Source organism: Acidisoma sp. (assembly GCF_035492295.1).
GTDB lineage: Bacteria > Pseudomonadota > Alphaproteobacteria > Acetobacterales > Acetobacteraceae > Acidisoma.
Genome location: NZ_DATJJK010000002.1, coordinates 21,285 through 38,598, shown reverse-complemented (window position 1 = coordinate 38,598; position 17,314 = coordinate 21,285). Strand labels below are relative to the sequence as shown.

Here is a 17,314-nt window from a genome sequence, read left to right as displayed (position 1 = left end):
CGAAGCGCAGCTGCCTACGAAACCTGCCACTCGGCCAAAGGAGCAAGCCATGTCTGGAACATCCGCCCGGACCGTGAAAATTCCCGGTCCTGATCATCCGATCACCATCGCGACCAATCCGCACCGCATCCGCGTTATGCTCGGTGGCCGCGTGATAGCCGATACCCGCGCGGCGCTGACGCTGCGCGAGGCGAACTATCCCGCGGTCCACTACATCCCACGAGGGGACGTGGACATGGCCCTTCTCGAGCACAGCGAGCACACGACCTATTGCCCCTACAAGGGTGAGTGTCACTACTACAGCATCCCGGCGGGTGGTGATCGATCGATCAACGCAGTCTGGACCTATGAGGCACCCTATGAAGCGGTCGCGGCGATAAAGGATCACCTCGCCTTCTATCCTGACCGAGTCGACGACATCGACGAGCGCACTGAAGCCTAAAACCCAGCCTGAAGGCACCGGGCGACTATAGCCCGACCCCTCATCGAAAAGGCCCCATGGTTCGCGGATCGGATCCGGTCCGTGAACCCTTGGCTGCGGTCCAGGCCCAGCCTACCCAATGAAAGGAATACGGTCATGACGGCACTGTCCGGCAAAACCGCTCTCGTCACCGGCGGCTCCCGCGGGATCGGCCGCGCGGCGGCGCTTGCCCTTGCGAAGCGCGGGGCGCAGGTCATCGTGCATTACGGCCAGGCGAAAGACGAGGCCGATGGTGTAGTGGACGCAATCCGAGCTGCGGGCGGCAAGGCAGAGGCCGTCTCCGCCGACATGGCAGCCGCCGACGGCCCAGAGAGGCTTGCGCAGCAGGTCCGTGCCATCGTGGGTGAGCGGCTCGATATCCTGGTTGCCAACGCCGGCATCTCCAAGGCGGCCGCCATTGAAGAGACGACGGTTGAGGACTTCGACCGACTGTTTGCCGTCAATGTCCGCGCACCGTTCTTTCTGGTGCAGCACCTTCTGCCGATCCTGCATGAGGGCAGCAGTGTGACGATTACCTCGTCACTCGCCGCCCACACCGCTGTAGGCGCGCTCTACGCCTATGCGATGACGAAGGGCGCAATCGACACTATGGTGAAGCATTTCGCCGCCGCGCTCGGGCCGCGGGGCATCCGCGTCAACGCAGTCGCTCCCGGTGTGGTGCAGACCGATATGTCCAACTTCACCAAGACCGACACCGGCCGCGACTTCACGCTCAACATGCAGGCGCTGAAGCGCCTTGCCGAGCCCGATGACATCGGTGGCGTGATCGCCTTCCTGGCAACGGACGAGGCACGCTGGATCACCGGTGACATCATCCATGTTGATGGCGGCTCGAAGCTTTAGCAACCGAATCGGGAAGGTGTGAACGCGGGATGATCTCCCCCTCACGCCTGACCACGAAGGACTGCGGCAATGAGCGGTCATTGCCGATACGGAGGGTCGACGGGGAAGGCTATATCGGCCAAGGGCTCAGCGGGCGCATTGCCCTATGCCTCCACTAGTCCATCGACCTCGGAATCGCTGATTAGATGAGGCGCCAACGTAAGAGCTGCAGCGTTAATGTCGATACACACACTCTCCTTAACGCCTTCGGAGTCTTTCTTCGCGAGAAGATCGAGAATGACGAAGTGCAGATCGTTGGCTTTGGGGACATAGGCGACATCGTCGAAGAGATGCGTGAAGAAGGGTCCGACCTGGCACCAGAGATCTTCGATCATCGACAGAAGGATGGGCGATTCGGCACATTCATAGATGCCGAAATGAAAGGCACGGTTCAGATGGACATAGGCGTGGATGTCCCTCTGCTCGATCGCACCCTCAATTGTCGCGACGATCTTCCGCAACTCATCCAGTTGGGCTGGTGCCATCCGCGTCGCTGCGCGTTCCGCAGCCATTCCTTCCAGCGCGCAGCGTATGCGCGTCAATTCCACGAAGCGACTGCCCGAGAGAATAGGCACCACGATGGAGCGATTGGATTGGAGCACCAACATGCGCTCCGCGACCAATCGCTGAAGCGCTTCGCGGACCGGCGTCGGGGAAATCCCGTAAGCTTCCGCCAAGGTCCGAATGACAAGCGCATGGCCGGGCGGGAAGTCGCCAGCCGTGAGAGCCTTTTTTAGGGCGGCATAGGCCCGGTCGGTCAGGGTTTCATGACTGAGCTTTAGCAAAGCAGCGGCCTCTATCCTCTTGAACAATTTCACGTCGCCAAAGGGCGCAGTTTTCTCTAACAGCTATCGCCAAGCTCTGGGCAATGGTATATCATGTATCATAGAATTGAGAAAGCGAGCCTGCTGACCCTATGGATAGCCGATTTACAGACCAAGTCTCGCCCATTTCGGTTAGTGAGGCCGAAAAATTCGTTACCCAACACTTCGGCATCAGGAACACCGCGCATCCGCTTGGCAGCGAGAGGGACCAGAATTTTCATATCCGGGCGACGGACGGCGGCGAATTTTTGCTCAAGATTACGCATCCGGGCGAGGCGTTGGATAGCACCGCCTTCCAAACCGCATGCCTCCGCCATGTTGCAGCAGTGGCGCCCTCCTTGCCAGTTCCACGCGTCCTGGATGATCAAACCGGCGAGCCACATGTCCGCTCAATCTGGAGCGGCGCCGAACGCACCGCTCGGATGCTCACCTTTCTGGCCGGAGAGCCCCTGCACCGTGGTGAACGCGATGCCGCGCAGAGACGCAGAATAGGCGAAACGCTCGCCAATCTCGATGCGGCTCTCGCCACCTTCCCCGGGCCGTTGCCGATACTCGATATCATTTGGGATATGGGCAGGGCTTCGTCAATCCGGCCGCTGATTGGCACTATCCCCGGTGCCGAACAACGCAGGATGGTGGAAGCTCGGCTGGAGGCATTCGAGCGCCGTGTGCTGCCGCGCCAAGTAGGGCTTCCCGCTCAACCCATTCACAACGACTTCAACCCTCACAATTTACTGGTGTCACCGCAGGACCATCGGCATATCACCGGTATCATCGATTTCGGCGATATCGCTGTAGCACCGCGCATCTATGATCTTGCGGTCGCAGCCAGCTACCAAGTGCTCGATGGCGAGCATCCCTTGCAGACCGCCTCCGAAATCGTCGCCGGCTATCATTCCGTGACACCGTTGACGGAAATGGAGGTAGCTCTTCTGCACGACCTTATTCCGATGCGTCTTGCAATGGCCGTGTCTATCACAGGCTGGCGTGCCGAAATGCATCCCGAAAACCGGGATTACATCCTCCGAAACAGCCCCGGTGCCTGGCGCGCACTTCATCAACTCAGCCGCGTCAGCCCCGCCGAGGCGGAGGACTATTTCCACGCCGCAAACCGGCGAGCCTAGCAAGCGCAGGCCAGTGGTGCCGCTTCAAACGGCACCCCTGTTCCAAGGTTCGCACACAGAGATCGCAATCTCAGCGCGCCTCGCCTCTTGGCCAGGGCTCTGGCATCCTTCCTTGCACGGACGGGCGCAAAGCCAGGGCGCTTTGATCAGATCGGCCTCAGAGCTTGGTCCGCCGTGCAGATGCGATCCTGCCGGCGACGCATCTCATGCGCTTCATCGAGTGTGATGGCTTTGAAGCGGATCTGCTGTCCGGGCCTGATCTGCCCAAGCTTCCACAGTGCCGCGCTTGGCACGGTGAACGGGTTGATGAACCCACCCGTGCTCGGGGCATCCTGCAACAGAACGATGGGGGTCTGGCCGGCGACATTGATGCCGCCGACGGGATAGCCATGGTCCAGGATATTGGCCGGATCCTGACCATGCTCAGGCAACTTGTCGTAAGCACGCGGCGCAAAGGTAATCGTCGGCCCCTTGAGGCGCATACCCGTTCGGTTGCTCTGCGCGAGTACCGTCCAATCCGCCGCCAGGAAGCCGGCAACACCTTCCTCGCCTAGCCAATCGTCGTTTGGCCCCGCGACCACTTCGACCGCCACTCGTTTGCCGGTCTCAATCTCGGGTCGCATTTCGGGGATTGCCTGATGCGACGTGACAGGGGCGGTGACCTGTCCCACGGGCAGAACCTGCCCAGCCTTGATCGCGAAACCTTCTACCCCGCCGACGCCTGCCATATGGAATGTCGCGCGGGAACCGAGCACGGGGGGCGTGTCAATACCACCCGCGAATGCGATATACATGCGTGCGCCCGTGCGGCCACCGCCAGTGGTCAGCACCTGACCTCGGCGCACCGAGACAGTCTGCCACAGCGCAACCGCCTCCCCATCCAGACGAGGTGTCATCTCGGCGCCCGTCACAGCGATGACGCCGTCTTGGAGAAAGCGCAGCGTCGGCCCAAGGAATTGGCATTCCAACGCCGCCGCATCGCGGTCATTGCCCACAAGCAGATTGGCAAGCCGAAAGGACCAGACATCGGCCGGACCGGACGGCGGAAACCCCTGCTCCCAATGCCCGATGCGTCCGGGTAGTTCCTGCACGGAGGTTTCGAGGCCCGGCTCGACAACCTCGAAGAATGGGCGGCTGATCATACGCCAAGCTCCACTTTGCTCAGCCATTTCCTATAATTGGCAATCGAGAACTTTTGGTAATCAACCATGGAATGCTCATAAGTGCCGTCGCTAACCTTGGCCTCGATATAATCGTATTCTTCGCGCTCGATGGGGATGAAGCGGACACGGTCGCCGGGTCGGAACAGAGCCAGACTTTCCCTGAAAGCTTGCAGCTTCTGTTCCCGGTCCCAGATGGGCACCGGCGTGCGAGCGAAGATCTGATAGCCGCCCGGCGTGCGATCGGGATAGATGCAGGTAATGGCGCCACCGATTCCGATCGCACCCTTCGGTGTCCAGGACCGCGGCGGATTGTATTTTGGTGCCACGATCCGCGCGCGCGGATCGAGCGGCATGAGCGAGCAAAGCCCAGGCCAGAAGCCAAGAGCCGCCACCCAGTATTCCGGGGTCGCATGCAGTCGCCTCAGGTGGCTGCGTCCGGCCAGATTGTTCAGGGCGCACAGCAGCTCCGGATCCTCGGTCTTGTCCGTCACGCGGCTGCGATATTCGGCGATGCAGGCTTCGCTCCAAGGGTCGAAATATAGCACCGGGATATTGATGAGCCGGCTTTCAAGCTCGATGTCGCCGCTACCTGAAGATACGGTGTAAAGCCGTTCAACCTCGCGGGAGACATCTGCGAAGGAAATGCGGTCCGCGTCGTAGGAAATCTGCATCGAGGCCATTTCCGGAATCAGCTCGATGATCCCCGGCAGGTCGGCCGCACGGATGGCGGCGGCCAGTGCGTGCACCGCGATATTGAGGTCGAAGCTCATCTCATTCCCGAGCTCAACTTCGATATAGCGGTCACCCGCCGGATAGAAGCGTGGTTTTTCATAGATCATGCGGCGGCAGGCGCAATCAGCGCCCCTTCTCGATGCGAACGAAGATGAACCAAAAGACGAGGCAGAGTAGCGGCAGCACGACGGCCAGAATCAGGGTCGCGAGCGAGAAGATGATCGGTATCTGCGATTGCTGGGACGAGGCCATGGTCCAGTTCCAGATCGGCATCGTCGTGGCTGTGCCGCGCAGGAAGATGGAGCGTTGCACTTCATTGAATGAAAGCAGGAAGCCAAACAGACCGGCACCAATAATGGCAGGCCGCAGCAAGGGAAACTCGATATCCCAAAAACGCCGCCAGGACTTGGCGCCGAGATCGGATGCGGCTTCCAACAGACGATGGTCGAACCGCGTCGTGAGGACGAGAACCATGATCAGCGCGAAGGGAAAAGACCAGATCACATGGCCGAGCATGATCGACCAATAGCCGAGATTGAGACCAAGCAGAACACGGAGAAAAATGAAGAGCGCCGCGCCGAGGGCGACGCCGGGAATGAACAGCGGCAAGAGCGCAATGAGCACGATGGTCCCGGCCCGCGGTGACCGCGGAATGGCGCGGCCGACGAAACAGGCGACAACCGCCGTGATCAACCCAACAAGCACAGCGATGCCAAGGCTGATAAGAAAGGGGCCCGTCCACCCCGGCGTCTTCACCAAGGTGATGTAGTTGGTCAGCGACAAGGGGTAAGGGATGCCGGAAAGCGGCCGTTCGCTGAAGGACAGGAGTGCAAGCCAGGCGAGCGGCGCGTAGATGAGGGCAAGAAGGCCCCAGCCCGCCCATTTGGCAAGACCCGGCCAAATCCGGGCGTAGCTCCACAGATCGCGCGACGGGGAGGCAAGATTGCTCATGGCTTCATCGACCGGAAGACCTCGCCGAACCTGACAAAGCGGCGCATGACCAGGGCGAGGATGCAAAGGAGCACGGCAAGCAGCACAACGACAAAGGTGGATAGAGCGGCCACCATCGGCACGCGCAAGGCCGAGTAGGCGCTGGAAATCGAATTGCTCAACACATCGACGAATCCACCGCCCAACATGCTCGGTTCAACCCAGGCTGCGAGCGAGGAACCGAGCGTAAAGACGATACCTCCCAGAATGCCGGGCAGGGACAATGGCAAGATGACATCTCTCAGAACACGAAGGGGCGATCCACCGAGATCCTCGCAGGCCGCGATAAGCGTGTCATCGATGACATTGATAGCCAGATAGATGGGCAGCACCATCATCGGAAAATTGTCGATGACCATGACAAAATGCACTGGCCATTCGGTGTACAGCAGCCAGTGCTGCGGCTGGGAGACGAGATGGCTAGCGAGCAGGAAGTTATTGATCAGACCATGCTCGTCAAGGATCGGCCGCCAGACAATGATGCGCGACGATAGATCGATGAAGAACGGTATCGTCAGAAGCGCCAGAGCCATGGCCTGAATCGTCCGGCTCGTCTTTCCCTTCGCGAGCCAGAGTGCGAAGGGAAAGCCGATGGCCAGGTCAATCACCGTCACGGTCAGCGCAATGCGCAGCGTACGAAGCGTCACCTCAAAACGGCCTGAGGAGAAGAGATCGTTCCAGGTGTAGAAGCTCGGCTTGTAGACGGTCATGAAAAACTGTGTCTGGAAGAAGCTGAACACGACCAACACGACAAGCGGTGCAATCACGAGGAATGACCACACCCCGATGAAGCAGGGCAGAGCCCAGCGTCCATCGGCAAGGTTGAGCCTCTGGTAGAGGTTGCGCATCACGCGTCTTAATTCCCGCTCAAGCGTTGAGGAAACGTTGCCACTCATCCTCAATCGCGTCGGCGTGCGAGGGCGTGGTGGTGCTGACGAAAGGCTTCTGGAATTTGCGATCGACCTTGACCTGCGTCGCCTTCAGTTCCGCGATCTCGTCTGCCGACCAGTTATGGGCCTGCGCATAGGAGACGCCGAGATCCATATTCGGACCCGCATAACCGCGATCTCGCGCCTGGTAGGCGCGGTATTCGCCGTCCATAAAGTAGTTCAGGACCTTATAGATATTGTCGAGATTGCCTCGGCCCGCCGCCTGGGAGGCAACATAGGCGCCGTGGCCCCACTTGTAATAGCCCTCGACCGTATAGGCGTAGCAGACGGTGTTCGGCCCGAGCTTCTTATTGGCTTCGCGCGCCGCCGGTTCCCAACAGTTGATGATATCCACCTCGCGGTTCGTCAGCAGCTGCACCTGTTGCTCAAACGAATTTTCGAGCGTCCGGAACTGGCCGGCTTTTTTCCGGGCAACGAGGAAATCGACCACCGCCCGGGCTTCCGCGGCAGTCGGGTCAGCGGGGTTGTCGATCTTCGCCTTGCCAGTCGCCTTAAGATAAAGAGCAGCCGAGGGCAGAGAATAGTTCCAGGTTTGATCGAAAGCCGCGCGGCCCCGCGTCTTGTCGCTGTCGAGCAGCATGCCCCAGGAGACATCGTCCTGGCCGTTCGGATTGACGCCAATCTTACTGGCGATATAGCCGAAACTGTCGGCATTGCCGATGACAGGCGTGCCCCACTGCTTGCCATCCGCACCCATCACGACGGCTGAATGCTTCCACTCGTCCGGCGTCCGGCTCCAGAGGGTCAGCTCTTTCTGATGGACGTCGATCGGTAGATAGACGCCATGCGGCCCGAGGATGTTCTGGGTGCCTCCTTCGAAAATGAAGATGTCTTCGCTGTTACCCAGGCCTGACTGCATCACCGCTTGCATATAGACACCGACATCGTTGTTCGATCCGGTGTAATTCATCGTGATGCCAAGGGACTTCTGCATCACCGACCAGTCGGTCAGCTGTGCGGTGGTGACGCCGTAGGCGCGCACGGTCGTGCTCACCGCCGCATCCGCGGGCTCGGCCATACCGGCCGTGGCAGCGACAGCCGCAACGCCGAGCGCCCCTTTAAACAGATCACGCCGGCTCAGCTCGAGCTGCGTGTGCGTCGAAAACCTGTCTCTCATGCCAGTCTTCCTATTCGAAAAATCGGGTTATTGAGGAACGACGACGCAATCCGCTTCGCTGCAACGAACGGCTGCAAAATCGGCGAAGTTGGTTGCCTTGTCCCAGACGCGGAGCCGAAGCGGGCCGGCATCGGACTCCGCGCGCTGATCGATATATTTGCCGCGATAAAACCGTTCCGTCGGGCGGCACGGCAAAAGATTGGAAGCGTCGCTTGCAGCATCGGCTGGCGCGAACCGCTCAGCACGAATGGCAAGCACAGCGTCGCCGCCCTTGGACAGGGCGTCCTGAACGACAGTCGTCGCATGAAAGACGCGGCCCGCCACGCTCACAATCACGCGGCCGTCGGGCAACTTCCGCTCTACGCGGCAGGGCAGGAGGTTTTCAAAACCCATGAAGGAGGCTGCGAAGCGGCTGACAGGCCGATCAAAGAGCTCTTCCGGCCGCCCTGCCTGCTCCACACGGCCGTGACGCATCAACAGGATCCGGTCACTCATCGTGAGAGCCTCTTCCTGGCTGTGGGTAATATAGATGAAGGTCATGCCGAGCGTCTTGTGCAGTTCGACGAGTTCGGTCTGCATGTCGTAACGCAAACGCTCATCCAAAGCACCAAGCGGCTCGTCCAGCAACAGCAGTGCCGGTCGCGTAACGATCGCGCGGGCAAGCGCGACGCGCTGGCGCTCGCCACCCGAAAGCTGGCCGATGCGGCGGGAAGACTTTTGATTGAGGCGGACTTGGCTCAATGCCTCGTCCACCCGACGGCGGCGCTCGTCCATCGGAACACCGCGGATCTTCAAGCCATAAGCAACATTCTCTTCCACCGACATATGGGGAAAAAGCGCATAGCTTTGGAAAACGGTGGTGCAGTTGCGCTGCGCCGCCGGAAGATTGGCCACATCTTCCCCGCCGATGAGCAAGGCGCCCACGGATTGCGGGCGCTCAAGTCCCGAGATCACGCGCAGCATTGTGGTCTTACCCGAACCGCTTTCACCAAGAATGGTGAGAAATTCGCCGCGCGCTGCCGAAATGGAGACGTGATCGAGCGCGACCACAGCCCCGTAGCGATGCACGATGTCCCGCGCTTCCAGCATTGTCGCTGATAGTGGTGCCGCCATAGAGAAGACCGACCTCGTCATTTTAGTCTATGATATATGCTATACCATTGCATGAGGCCTGGGGTCCGGCAACTGCCAAATCGTGCAGTTGCCGCCTTTAATCCCGTCAGCTGGCAATGATTGCCGTTATTCTAAGCATTGTGGCCGCCGCAGAGATGCCTTTCTGCACAATTCCTGATAGCGTCGGCATCGCTTCCCAGGGCGCCGCCCCGCATCCTTCTGCCAAAGCCTGAAGACCGGCGCAGAATGTGCTGCGTGCTGCCCGAGCTGCGTCCGTGCTCCCGGCGTCCGTCTCTCCGAACGAGCGGGCCATTGTTGCGATGACGGCGCTCGGAGCCAACAATACGCCGCCGGTCTCTGCTGCGCGCATCTGCGCCAGCACCTTGCTGAGAGCGGCGACACGCGCGTCATTGTCCTCCCGCCCCGCCCCCGGCTGGGGCGCCAGCGTAATGCGCGCCCAGCGGCCGGAAAGCCTTGCTTCGCGCCGCGACAGCTGCTCACGGTCGAGGGACAGATACCGCTGCCGTTCGAAAGCCGAGCGGATCTCGCTTTGTCGCTGCCCAATGAGAGAAGGATCGCCGCCCAGGCCTTCGAAGCACGCAAGGCCACGCGACAGCACCAACCGTTCCGCACGCCCCAGCATAGCCGGCCGGACGTGATCGAGACCGATGCCCAGCGCCGGGTCGATCAGCGTCGCCCCCGTGGCAATGGCGAGATCCTCGAGCGCTGCGACGGCACCCATGCCCGCGGCAGCCGGTTGCAGCGCCGTCAAGGTCGCCGCTGGCAAACGGCCATTCACCACAAGCGTGTCGAGGGCCGGTCCGTTTGCCCCGCGCGCAATAATCGCGAGTGATTTGCCGCGGGTCGCGAATTGGTCGAGCAGCGGCGCCAGACGCCCGAGCGCCGAGAGCATGTCGTTGGCGACAAGGATGTACGGGCGCGCCAACTCAAATCTGGCACCGATGGCAGGGGGCAAGGACGGTGACACCGGCTCAAGTTCCACCAGAAAGCCTTGTCCCGTCTCCAACCCGCTTTCGTCGCGGTGGCCTGCTCGTATGTCGATGGCCCCGTTCCATCCGGCATGGGCAATGGCATCAGCAAAGGTCGTCGCGAGTGCTTCGTCCATGCCTTCCGCGCGGGCAAACAGCTGCGGCTCCGGGGCCGAACTGCGCCGCGCTTGCAACTGCGCAGCAAAGGCCGGGCCCAAGGCGAGCAGGGCATCGGCAAAGGCGGAGGGGCTGGCACCGGCAGCAATCTGCCGCTGGCCCGCCTCCATGGCAGCTCCAATAAAAAGAGCAAGGCGGGCGGTGCCGTCACCCAGCTCCCGCTGCGCCTCCGAAAGCGTTTCCTTCAAAATACGGGCGCCGATCGAATGGGCGCCGGCTTCCTCCGCGCTTTCGCGCACGGCCTCGAACCCATCCTGCGCCACGCGAGTCTGGCCACCCCTGTCATACAGAAGCGTCCCATACAGCGGCCCGCAGGTCGCGGCTGCTGCGCGCACACTGCGCTCGAGTGAGCGATGAAGGGCTTGCCGAGCGCGCTCTCCGATCAGGATTTGAGACAAAACCGCACGCCTAAAGCCAGCCCTGCAGTGCGGCATGAACCGCGCGAGCCACATCGGCCGCGCCCGGCGTATCGCTGTGCACGCAAATGCTTTGCGCCGTCACCGCGACATCCTGCCCATCGATCGAGCGTGTCAGGCCCTCGGTCACGGCGCGAAGAACAAGACCCCCCACGACATCGGCCGAGACCGGCTCATGCTCCTTCGTAATGATTTGGCGACCGGAATTATCATAGTCGAGATCGACATAGAATTCACAGGTGAAGGGGACGCCGCGCCGCGTGAAAACCTCTGACATGCAGCAATCCGCATTGGCGATCATGGGCAGGTTGAGCGCGAGAGCCGCATCCGCCAGGCCTTCCGCGACATGGTCCAGACGCTGAGCCATGCCCATCAGCGAGCCGTGCGGCTTAATATGCGAAAGCTTGATACCCTCGGTCGCGGCAAAGCCCTGCAGTGCGCCCGTTTGATAGATCACCATCGCGGCCACGTCTTCGCGCGACACGTTCATCTCTCGCCGCCCGAACCCTTCCCGATCCGGCAGGCCAGGGTGCGACCCGATATTCAGCCCATGCGCTTTCGCCATTCGCAGCGTCTGCCACATAACCCGAGGATCCGAGGCATGGAAGCCGCAGGCGATGTTGGCATGGGTAACATAGGGCATCAGAGCCTCGTCGCTACCGAAGCGGTAGATTCCAAAGGCTTCGCCCATATCGCAGTTAATCGTGACCTTCACCTAGCAATTCCTTGACATGCGCATGGTCTATGATACATGATATACCATCATTAGCAATGGCCTTATGGGCCGAGGGGCCGAGGCTGATCAGTGCTTTCCGGATCGCGCACTGCAACGAGGCCGCCAGGCGCTCTCCGGCCGCTTCCTCCTTCGGGAAGTTCCCCCTTTCTTCAACCTGACGCTCGGAGGCCAAATACCTACGCATGGCTAAGCACGAAATCTGCGCGCTAATTCCCGGAACCTTCTACCGCGCGACATCGCCGAACGAACCTCCAGCCAAGGCCGATGGCGCGCCGGTCGCAATAGGCGACGTCATAGGCGTGATTGAAATCATGAAGACCTTTACGCCCGTCAAAGCCGGCGTCCAGGGAAAAACGATCACCTTCCTCGTGGAGAACGAAGAGCCCGTGATGCCCGACCAGGTCATCGCCGAGGTGGAGGAATGACAATCCGGTCCGTCCTCATCGCCAATCGTGGGGAAATCGCGGTCCGGATCATCCGCGCAGCCAAAGCGCTCGGAATCAGAACCGTCCAAATCTATAGCGCCGCGGACGCCGACATGCTGGCCGTCAGGATGGCTGACGAAGCAATCAATATTGGGCCACCTGCTGCCAAAAAATCTTATCTCAACATCGATGCCATCGTCCGAGCCGCTTTGCAGGCGAAGGTGGATGCGATCCACCCCGGATACGGCTTTCTTTCCGAGAATGGCGATTTTGCGGACGCGGTGCGGGACGCCGGAATGATTTTCGTCGGACCCGACGGCGATATCATTCGATTGCTGGGCGACAAGGTCGCGGCACGCCAGGTTGCGGTCGAGGCAGGCTTGCCGACCATTCCCGGTAGCGACGGACGCGTCCATGACCTCGGCGAAGCCCATGAGATCGCGAGCCGGACAGGCTTCCCTGTCATGATCAAGGCCGCCGCAGGCGGCGGCGGCAGGGGCATTCGTATCGTCAACTCCTTCGAGGAACTCGACAGGGATTTCCCCCTTGCTAGCGCAGAGGCGACGTCCGCCTTTGGCGACGGCACGCTCTACCTCGAGAAGGTCATCGCCCGCGCACGTCATATCGAAGTTCAGATCTTCGGAGACGGCGAAAATGTCGTGCATCTTTTCGAGCGGGAATGCTCTCTTCAGCGCAGACGGCAGAAGGTTTGGGAAGAGGCTCCGGCCGTCAATCTTCCGCCGAGGATTCGCAGCAGATTGCATGCAAGCGCCGTGTCTCTGGCCAAAGCCGTCGGCTACCGTGGCGCCGGAACAGTAGAGTTCCTTTATGACGAACTGGCCGAAGAATTCTACTTCATCGAGGTCAACACGCGCATCCAGGTCGAACATCCGGTCACGGAGATGATCACCGGCATCGACCTGGTGCAGGAGATGTTCAAGGTTGCCGGAGGTGCGAAACTCTCCTTCAGCCAGAATGACGTCTCGGTTCGCGGCCATGCGATAGAGTGCCGGATCAATGCTGAAGATCCAGCCAGGAACTTCATGCCCATGCCGGGCAAGATCACGCGCATGGTTGTTCCCTCAGGCGAGGCCATGCGCTTCGATACGATGCTGTTCGAGGGCTATACGGTTCCCCCTTTCTACGATTCTCTCCTGGGAAAGCTTATTGTCGGCGGCCCGACGCGTGCGGATTGTCTCCAGGCACTGGAAAGCGCTCTGCGAGAACTGATCATTGAAGGTGTTCCCACCACCCTGCCCCTTCATATAGCTCTCTCCACGGACGGCAATGTCCAGAAGGGCGCCGTGCACACGCGATTCCTCGAACCCTGGTTGGAGAGTGAGGAACGCTTCGCAATCCAACCAGATTGCGCAGACCAGTCTGTACCGACGTAACAGCCACATGGTGCGTCATAAGGCCGAGCGATACGAATACCTCCCCGTCTACCTGCATACCCCACAAGGCCGGCGCACCCCATCCCGTCCCTGATCACCCGACTCCTTTCAAGACGATCATTGGCCTTTTCACCCATCAACTCTCAGCCATTTTAGGATTGCTATGACCTCCAACCACACTTCGAGGGTAGCCAAGGCGTTTCGCGGGGATATGCCCAATAGTTTTGACCCCAGCAGTGCGACAGGATTGACGGCCGAGGACGCCCAGCATATCGGGCGCCGCAAGCGCCTGCTCGGCCCCGCCTACCGCTTGTTCTACCGGACCCCGGTCAAGATCGTTCGTGGCGAGGGCGTCTTCCTCTATGATGACAACGGCAACCAATATCTGGACGCCTATAACAACGTCGTTTCGCTTGGGCACTCGAACCCTCGTGTCGTGGAGGCGATCAAGGAACAGCTCGATGTTCTTTGCACGCACAGCCGATATATGCAGGACGGTCTTCTGGATTATGCAGAACGCCTGCTCGCCACTTTTGATGGCGAGATCGGTCGGACCGGCTGCGTCATGTTCACCTGCACAGGCTCGGAGGCGAATGATCTGGCTCTTCGCGTCGCCCGGCACCGCACAGGCAAGCGTGGCGTTATCGTCACATCGGAAGCGTACCACGGCAATTCCGGCACGGTCGCCGCGATTTCCCCCTCGCTCGGAACCCATTCGCCGCTCGACCCCTTTCTGAGAACGGTGTCAGCACCGGATAGCTACCGGATTCCGGTCGAAGAGATCGGCCGCCGGATGGCCCATGAAGTTGCCCTGCAGATCAAGGATCTCGAGCGTCGCGGGGACGGGATAGCGGCCTTTATCGCGGATTCGGTATTTTCTTCGGATGGTCTCTTTGTCAATCCTACCGACATTCTCGCACCCGTCGCCGAAGTCGTCCGCAAGTCCGGCGGTTTGTTCATCGCCGACGAAGTGCAGTCAGGTTTTGGTCGCACATGCGAACAGCTCTGGGGCTACAGGCGGCATGGCGTGGACCCCGATATCGTCACCATGGGCAAGCCCATGGGCAATGGGTATCCGGTGGCAGGTGCCATCTTCCGTCCTGAAGTCATCGAAGACTTCGGCCGGAACATGCGATATTTCAATACGTTCGGGGGTAACACTGTCGCGGTTGCGGCGGCCCGCGCCACACTTGATACAATTCTCAGCCCCGGCCTCTTGGACAATGCAGGCAAGGTCGGTCGCATCCTGCTCGCGGGTCTCGAGCAGCTGGGCAAGCGATACGAGCAGATTGGCGACGTTCGCGGGGTCGGCCTCTACTATGGCGTCGAACTGGTAAAGGATCGCGTTGCCAAGACCACGGATATCGATGTGGGACTTGCGATCGTCAATGGCCTCCGGGATCGACGCGTCCTCATCTCTGCGACGGGGCCGGATGCGAATGTCCTCAAGATCCGGCCGCAACTGATCTTCAGCGAAGCGAATTGCGATCAGTTCTTGGACGCGCTCGATAAGACGCTCGCCACCATCTAGTTTGAAACTGTTGGCATGGGCGGCTCACTGTGAGCAGGCGGGCTGCCCGCGGTCGTGGCGCCCGCCACCATCACGTCGAAGGACTGGCGGATCAGGTCACTGTCCAATCCATCCGTGATCAGGACCAGCGAGGAGTGCCCCGCTGCTCCGGTTGCCTTGGGCAGATGCTCCGGCCGGTGAACAAGGTGCTGCGCCGCCTGGACGAGCACCGGCGTGTCGCTGCCCTCCAGCGCCAGGATGCCCTTCATGCGCAGGATCCGCCCGCCGTGGCGGTGGGCGAGAAGGCTGAACCACAGGCCGAACGCCGCCCAGCTGATCGGGCGGTCATATTCGATAACGGTCGCCGTGATGCCGGCATGAAGCGGCCCGGCGGGTGGTGTCACGCCCGCCCAGCGCGCCGCGCGCGCGATCTGGTCGCCGGCATCGAGGCCGAGCAGCGCCGCGACCGGGGCCGCGCCCGCCTCGATCGCCTCGATCCGGGCGATGGGATTCAACCTGGATAGCGCCGATAGGACGCCCGCGCGTTCCTCGGCGTTGACGAGGTCTCGCTTCGTGACGAGCAGCATATCCGCGACCCCCGCCTGCTGCGCGCTTTCGGGAAAGCGCGCGAGGGTCGCGAGGCCGTTCACGGCGTCGACCGTCGTGATCACCTGGCCGGGCCGGAAATGATGGCGGAGAGCCAGATCGGCGGCAACGGTCGCCATGATCGGTGTCGGGTCGGCGAGGCCCGTGGTCTCGATCACGACGCGCCGGAACAAGGGCAGGTCGCCGCGCGCGCGTCTGGTCCAGAGGTCGCGGAGTGAATCGCCCACATCGCCGCGCAGCGTGCAGCAGACGCAGCCGCCGCCAAGCAGCACCGGCTCTCCGACGATGGCGTCCACCAGAAGGTGGTCAAGCCCGACGGCGCCAAATTCGTTAATCAGAACGGCCGTATCGGCGAGCTGCGGATCATGGAGCAGCCGACGCAGAACGGTTGTCTTCCCGCTGCCCAGGAACCCCGTCAGGACATGGACATCGAGGCGGTCATCAGCCATCGCGGCGGACCAGATCGTCGAGGTAAGTGGGGTCGAGAGGGTCAGGGAGGGAGGCGGACAGCCTGTCTGCCTGCGGCCAGAGGTCACCGAAACCGGCAACCTCGACCGCACGCCCCGTGCGATTGCGCAGGATGAAGCGGCTTCCCTGCCAATCGCCCAGCGTGAGGCCCGAAGGGGCCAGCACGCGATTGGCGCAGGCGATACGCAGGCGCCGCTCGGCGCGCCGCTGCCAGCTCGGCATCGCATCGGCCGCTGCATCCGGTGGCGCGCCGTCAGACCAGTGCGCGCCACCCTGCAAGCTGCCACAAAGGCCGCACATGGCGGAACCTCGAGGCTCAGCCCTTCTTGCGCGGATTGCGGCGCAGGAAGTCGTCCGCAATCTCATCCATGGTCACGAACTTCACACCGGGATGGCGAGCCATATAAGCGTAGAGACGCTCAAGCATCATGAGCACCTGCGGCCGGCCGGCCACGTCCGGATGAATGGTCAAGGGGAACACGGCATACTCGCACTCGCGGTACACCCAGTCGAACTGCTCCCGCCAGATCGTCTCGATGTCATGCGGATTGACGAAGCCGTGGCTGTTCGGCGACTTCTTGATGAACATCATGGGCGGCAGATCATCGAGATACCAGCTGGCCGGAATCTCGACGAGATCGGTTTCCTGGCCGCGTACCAGCGGCTTCATCCAGGCGGAAGCGGGCTTGCTGTAGTCGATCTTGGTCCAGCTATCGCCGACCCGCACATAGTACGGCTCGTAGTCGCGATGCATCAGGCTGTGGTCGTATTTGATGCCCTTCTTGATCAGCAGTTCATTGCTGACCTTGCTGAACTCCCACCAGGGCGCGACATAGCCGGTCGGCCGGCGGCCGCTGAGTGCCGTCACGAGCTCGATCGACTTGTCGAGCACCTCTTCTTCCTGCTCCGGCGTCATCTCGATCGGGTTTTCATGGCTGTAGCCATGAATGCCGATCTCGTGCCCGGCCTCCGCCACCGCCTTCATCTGCTCCGGAAAGGTCTCGATCGAATGACCCGGGATGAACCAGGTGGTGCGAATGCCGAGCCGATCGAAGAGCTTGAGCAGGCGTGGGCTGCCCACCTCGCCGGCAAACAGGCCGCGGGAAATGTCGTCCGGGGAGTCCTCGCCACCGTACGAGCCCAGCCAGCCCGCCACCGCATCCACATCAACGCCAAAGGAACACAGGATTTCTTTTGCCATCTATGCCATCCACCTG

At 61.2% G+C, this 17,314-nt stretch carries 18 protein-coding genes; 6 read left to right on the top strand and 12 right to left on the bottom strand.

From position 1 onward, the window contains the following. The first annotated feature begins 49 nt into the window (after nt 1-49). On the top strand, nt 50-442 hold the full coding sequence (locus tag VL752_RS00220) for a DUF427 domain-containing protein (RefSeq protein WP_325351714.1): 393 nt from the start codon (nt 50-52) through the stop codon (nt 440-442). 135 nt (nt 443-577) lie between these two features. Further along, a complete protein-coding gene (locus tag VL752_RS00215) occupies nt 578-1,324 on the top strand; it encodes an SDR family NAD(P)-dependent oxidoreductase (protein WP_325351713.1) in 747 nt (248 codons plus the stop codon). Between the two features lie 143 nt (nt 1,325-1,467). On the opposite strand, the gene VL752_RS00210 is transcribed toward VL752_RS00215, so the two are convergent. After that, nucleotides 1,468-2,181: a GntR family transcriptional regulator gene (locus tag VL752_RS00210; RefSeq protein ID WP_325351712.1), complete on the bottom strand. Its 714-nt coding sequence runs from the start codon at nt 2,179-2,181 to the stop codon at nt 1,468-1,470. A 98-nt stretch (nt 2,182-2,279) separates the two neighbouring features. Between VL752_RS00210 and VL752_RS00205 the strand changes: the two genes are divergently transcribed. Continuing rightward, a complete protein-coding gene (locus tag VL752_RS00205; RefSeq protein ID WP_325351711.1) occupies nt 2,280-3,311 on the top strand; it encodes a phosphotransferase in 1,032 nt (343 codons plus the stop codon). A 146-nt stretch (nt 3,312-3,457) separates the two neighbouring features. Here the strand turns inward: VL752_RS00205 and VL752_RS00200 are convergent, their stop codons facing one another. The 8 genes from VL752_RS00200 to pxpA all read right to left on the bottom strand — a co-directional run bounded on the left by VL752_RS00200 (nt 3,458) and on the right by pxpA (nt 11,673). Further along, nucleotides 3,458-4,453, bottom strand: a complete 996-nt coding sequence (locus VL752_RS00200) for a biotin-dependent carboxyltransferase family protein (RefSeq protein ID WP_325351710.1) — start codon at nt 4,451-4,453, stop codon at nt 3,458-3,460. After that, the gene (locus tag VL752_RS00195; RefSeq protein WP_325351709.1) at nt 4,450-5,313 is read right to left on the bottom strand and encodes a 5-oxoprolinase subunit B family protein; all 864 of its coding nucleotides are present in this window, start codon (nt 5,311-5,313) and stop codon (nt 4,450-4,452) included. The genes VL752_RS00200 and VL752_RS00195 overlap by 4 nt, the downstream gene beginning before the upstream one ends. A 16-nt stretch (nt 5,314-5,329) precedes the next feature. Further along, nucleotides 5,330-6,157: an ABC transporter permease gene (locus VL752_RS00190; RefSeq protein ID WP_325351708.1), complete on the bottom strand. Its 828-nt coding sequence runs from the start codon at nt 6,155-6,157 to the stop codon at nt 5,330-5,332. Further along, on the bottom strand, nt 6,154-7,044 hold the full coding sequence (locus tag VL752_RS00185) for an ABC transporter permease (RefSeq protein WP_325351716.1): 891 nt from the start codon (nt 7,042-7,044) through the stop codon (nt 6,154-6,156). The genes VL752_RS00190 and VL752_RS00185 overlap by 4 nt, the downstream gene beginning before the upstream one ends. Nucleotides 7,045-7,063: 19 nt before the next feature. Continuing rightward, entirely contained in the window at nt 7,064-8,263 is a 1,200-nt protein-coding gene (locus VL752_RS00180) for a hypothetical protein (protein ID WP_325351707.1), read from the bottom strand. A 27-nt stretch (nt 8,264-8,290) separates the two neighbouring features. Continuing rightward, nucleotides 8,291-9,313 carry an ABC transporter ATP-binding protein gene (locus VL752_RS00175; RefSeq protein ID WP_325351706.1) on the bottom strand — a complete coding sequence of 341 codons (1,023 nt, stop codon included), beginning with the start codon at nt 9,311-9,313 and terminating at the stop codon, nt 8,291-8,293. A gap of 169 nt (nt 9,314-9,482) precedes the next feature. Then, nucleotides 9,483-10,781, bottom strand: coding sequence for a hypothetical protein (locus tag VL752_RS00170; RefSeq protein WP_325351705.1), 1,299 nt, complete (start codon nt 10,779-10,781; stop codon nt 9,483-9,485). 169 nt (nt 10,782-10,950) lie between these two features. Next, nucleotides 10,951-11,673 (bottom strand): 5-oxoprolinase subunit PxpA, encoded by a 723-nt coding sequence (gene pxpA, locus VL752_RS00165; protein ID WP_325351704.1) that lies wholly within the window; start codon nt 11,671-11,673, stop codon nt 10,951-10,953. Between the two features lie 203 nt (nt 11,674-11,876). Here pxpA and VL752_RS00160 point away from each other — a divergent pair, with 203 nt between their 5' ends. The 3 genes from VL752_RS00160 (at nt 11,877) to VL752_RS00150 (ending at nt 15,044) form a co-directional block, all read left to right on the top strand. Beyond that, nucleotides 11,877-12,119 carry an acetyl-CoA carboxylase gene (locus VL752_RS00160; protein ID WP_325351703.1) on the top strand — a complete coding sequence of 81 codons (243 nt, stop codon included), beginning with the start codon at nt 11,877-11,879 and terminating at the stop codon, nt 12,117-12,119. Next, nucleotides 12,116-13,513, top strand: coding sequence for an acetyl-CoA carboxylase biotin carboxylase subunit (locus tag VL752_RS00155; protein ID WP_325351702.1), 1,398 nt, complete (start codon nt 12,116-12,118; stop codon nt 13,511-13,513). Before VL752_RS00160 ends, VL752_RS00155 begins: the two co-directional genes overlap by 4 nt. A 163-nt stretch (nt 13,514-13,676) precedes the next feature. Further along, nucleotides 13,677-15,044, top strand: a complete 1,368-nt coding sequence (locus VL752_RS00150; protein WP_325351701.1) for an aspartate aminotransferase family protein — start codon at nt 13,677-13,679, stop codon at nt 15,042-15,044. Here VL752_RS00150 and VL752_RS00145 read toward each other — a convergent pair. From VL752_RS00145 to VL752_RS00135, 3 genes are read right to left on the bottom strand one after another with little or no spacing between them, the layout of a single operon-like run. Further along, nucleotides 15,041-16,078 carry a CobW family GTP-binding protein gene (locus tag VL752_RS00145; RefSeq protein ID WP_325351700.1) on the bottom strand — a complete coding sequence of 346 codons (1,038 nt, stop codon included), beginning with the start codon at nt 16,076-16,078 and terminating at the stop codon, nt 15,041-15,043. The two genes, VL752_RS00150 and VL752_RS00145, sit on opposite strands and share 4 nt — an antisense overlap. After that, entirely contained in the window at nt 16,071-16,397 is a 327-nt protein-coding gene (locus VL752_RS00140) for a hypothetical protein (protein WP_325351699.1), read from the bottom strand. Before VL752_RS00140 ends, VL752_RS00145 begins: the two co-directional genes overlap by 8 nt. Before the next feature lie 16 nt (nt 16,398-16,413). Beyond that, nucleotides 16,414-17,298: a polysaccharide deacetylase family protein gene (locus VL752_RS00135; RefSeq protein ID WP_325351698.1), complete on the bottom strand. Its 885-nt coding sequence runs from the start codon at nt 17,296-17,298 to the stop codon at nt 16,414-16,416. Between the last annotated feature and the right edge of the window lie 16 nt (nt 17,299-17,314).

Coding starts and splice junctions, on each gene's coding strand:
- VL752_RS00220 (WP_325351714.1), top strand. CDS start 50: ATGTCTGGAACATCCGCCCGGACCGTGAAAATTCCCGGTCCTGATCAT.
- VL752_RS00215 (WP_325351713.1), top strand. CDS start 578: ATGACGGCACTGTCCGGCAAAACCGCTCTCGTCACCGGCGGCTCCCGC.
- VL752_RS00205 (WP_325351711.1), top strand. CDS start 2,280: ATGGATAGCCGATTTACAGACCAAGTCTCGCCCATTTCGGTTAGTGAG.
- VL752_RS00200 (WP_325351710.1), bottom strand. CDS start 4,453: ATGATCAGCCGCCCATTCTTCGAGGTTGTCGAGCCGGGCCTCGAAACC.
- VL752_RS00195 (WP_325351709.1), bottom strand. CDS start 5,313: ATGATCTATGAAAAACCACGCTTCTATCCGGCGGGTGACCGCTATATC.
- VL752_RS00190 (WP_325351708.1), bottom strand. CDS start 6,157: ATGAGCAATCTTGCCTCCCCGTCGCGCGATCTGTGGAGCTACGCCCGG.
- VL752_RS00185 (WP_325351716.1), bottom strand. CDS start 7,044: ATGCGCAACCTCTACCAGAGGCTCAACCTTGCCGATGGACGCTGGGCT.
- VL752_RS00180 (WP_325351707.1), bottom strand. CDS start 8,263: ATGAGAGACAGGTTTTCGACGCACACGCAGCTCGAGCTGAGCCGGCGT.
- VL752_RS00160 (WP_325351703.1), top strand. CDS start 11,877: ATGGCTAAGCACGAAATCTGCGCGCTAATTCCCGGAACCTTCTACCGC.
- VL752_RS00155 (WP_325351702.1), top strand. CDS start 12,116: ATGACAATCCGGTCCGTCCTCATCGCCAATCGTGGGGAAATCGCGGTC.
- VL752_RS00150 (WP_325351701.1), top strand. CDS start 13,677: ATGACCTCCAACCACACTTCGAGGGTAGCCAAGGCGTTTCGCGGGGAT.
- VL752_RS00145 (WP_325351700.1), bottom strand. CDS start 16,078: ATGGCTGATGACCGCCTCGATGTCCATGTCCTGACGGGGTTCCTGGGC.
- VL752_RS00140 (WP_325351699.1), bottom strand. CDS start 16,397: ATGTGCGGCCTTTGTGGCAGCTTGCAGGGTGGCGCGCACTGGTCTGAC.
- VL752_RS00135 (WP_325351698.1), bottom strand. CDS start 17,298: ATGGCAAAAGAAATCCTGTGTTCCTTTGGCGTTGATGTGGATGCGGTG.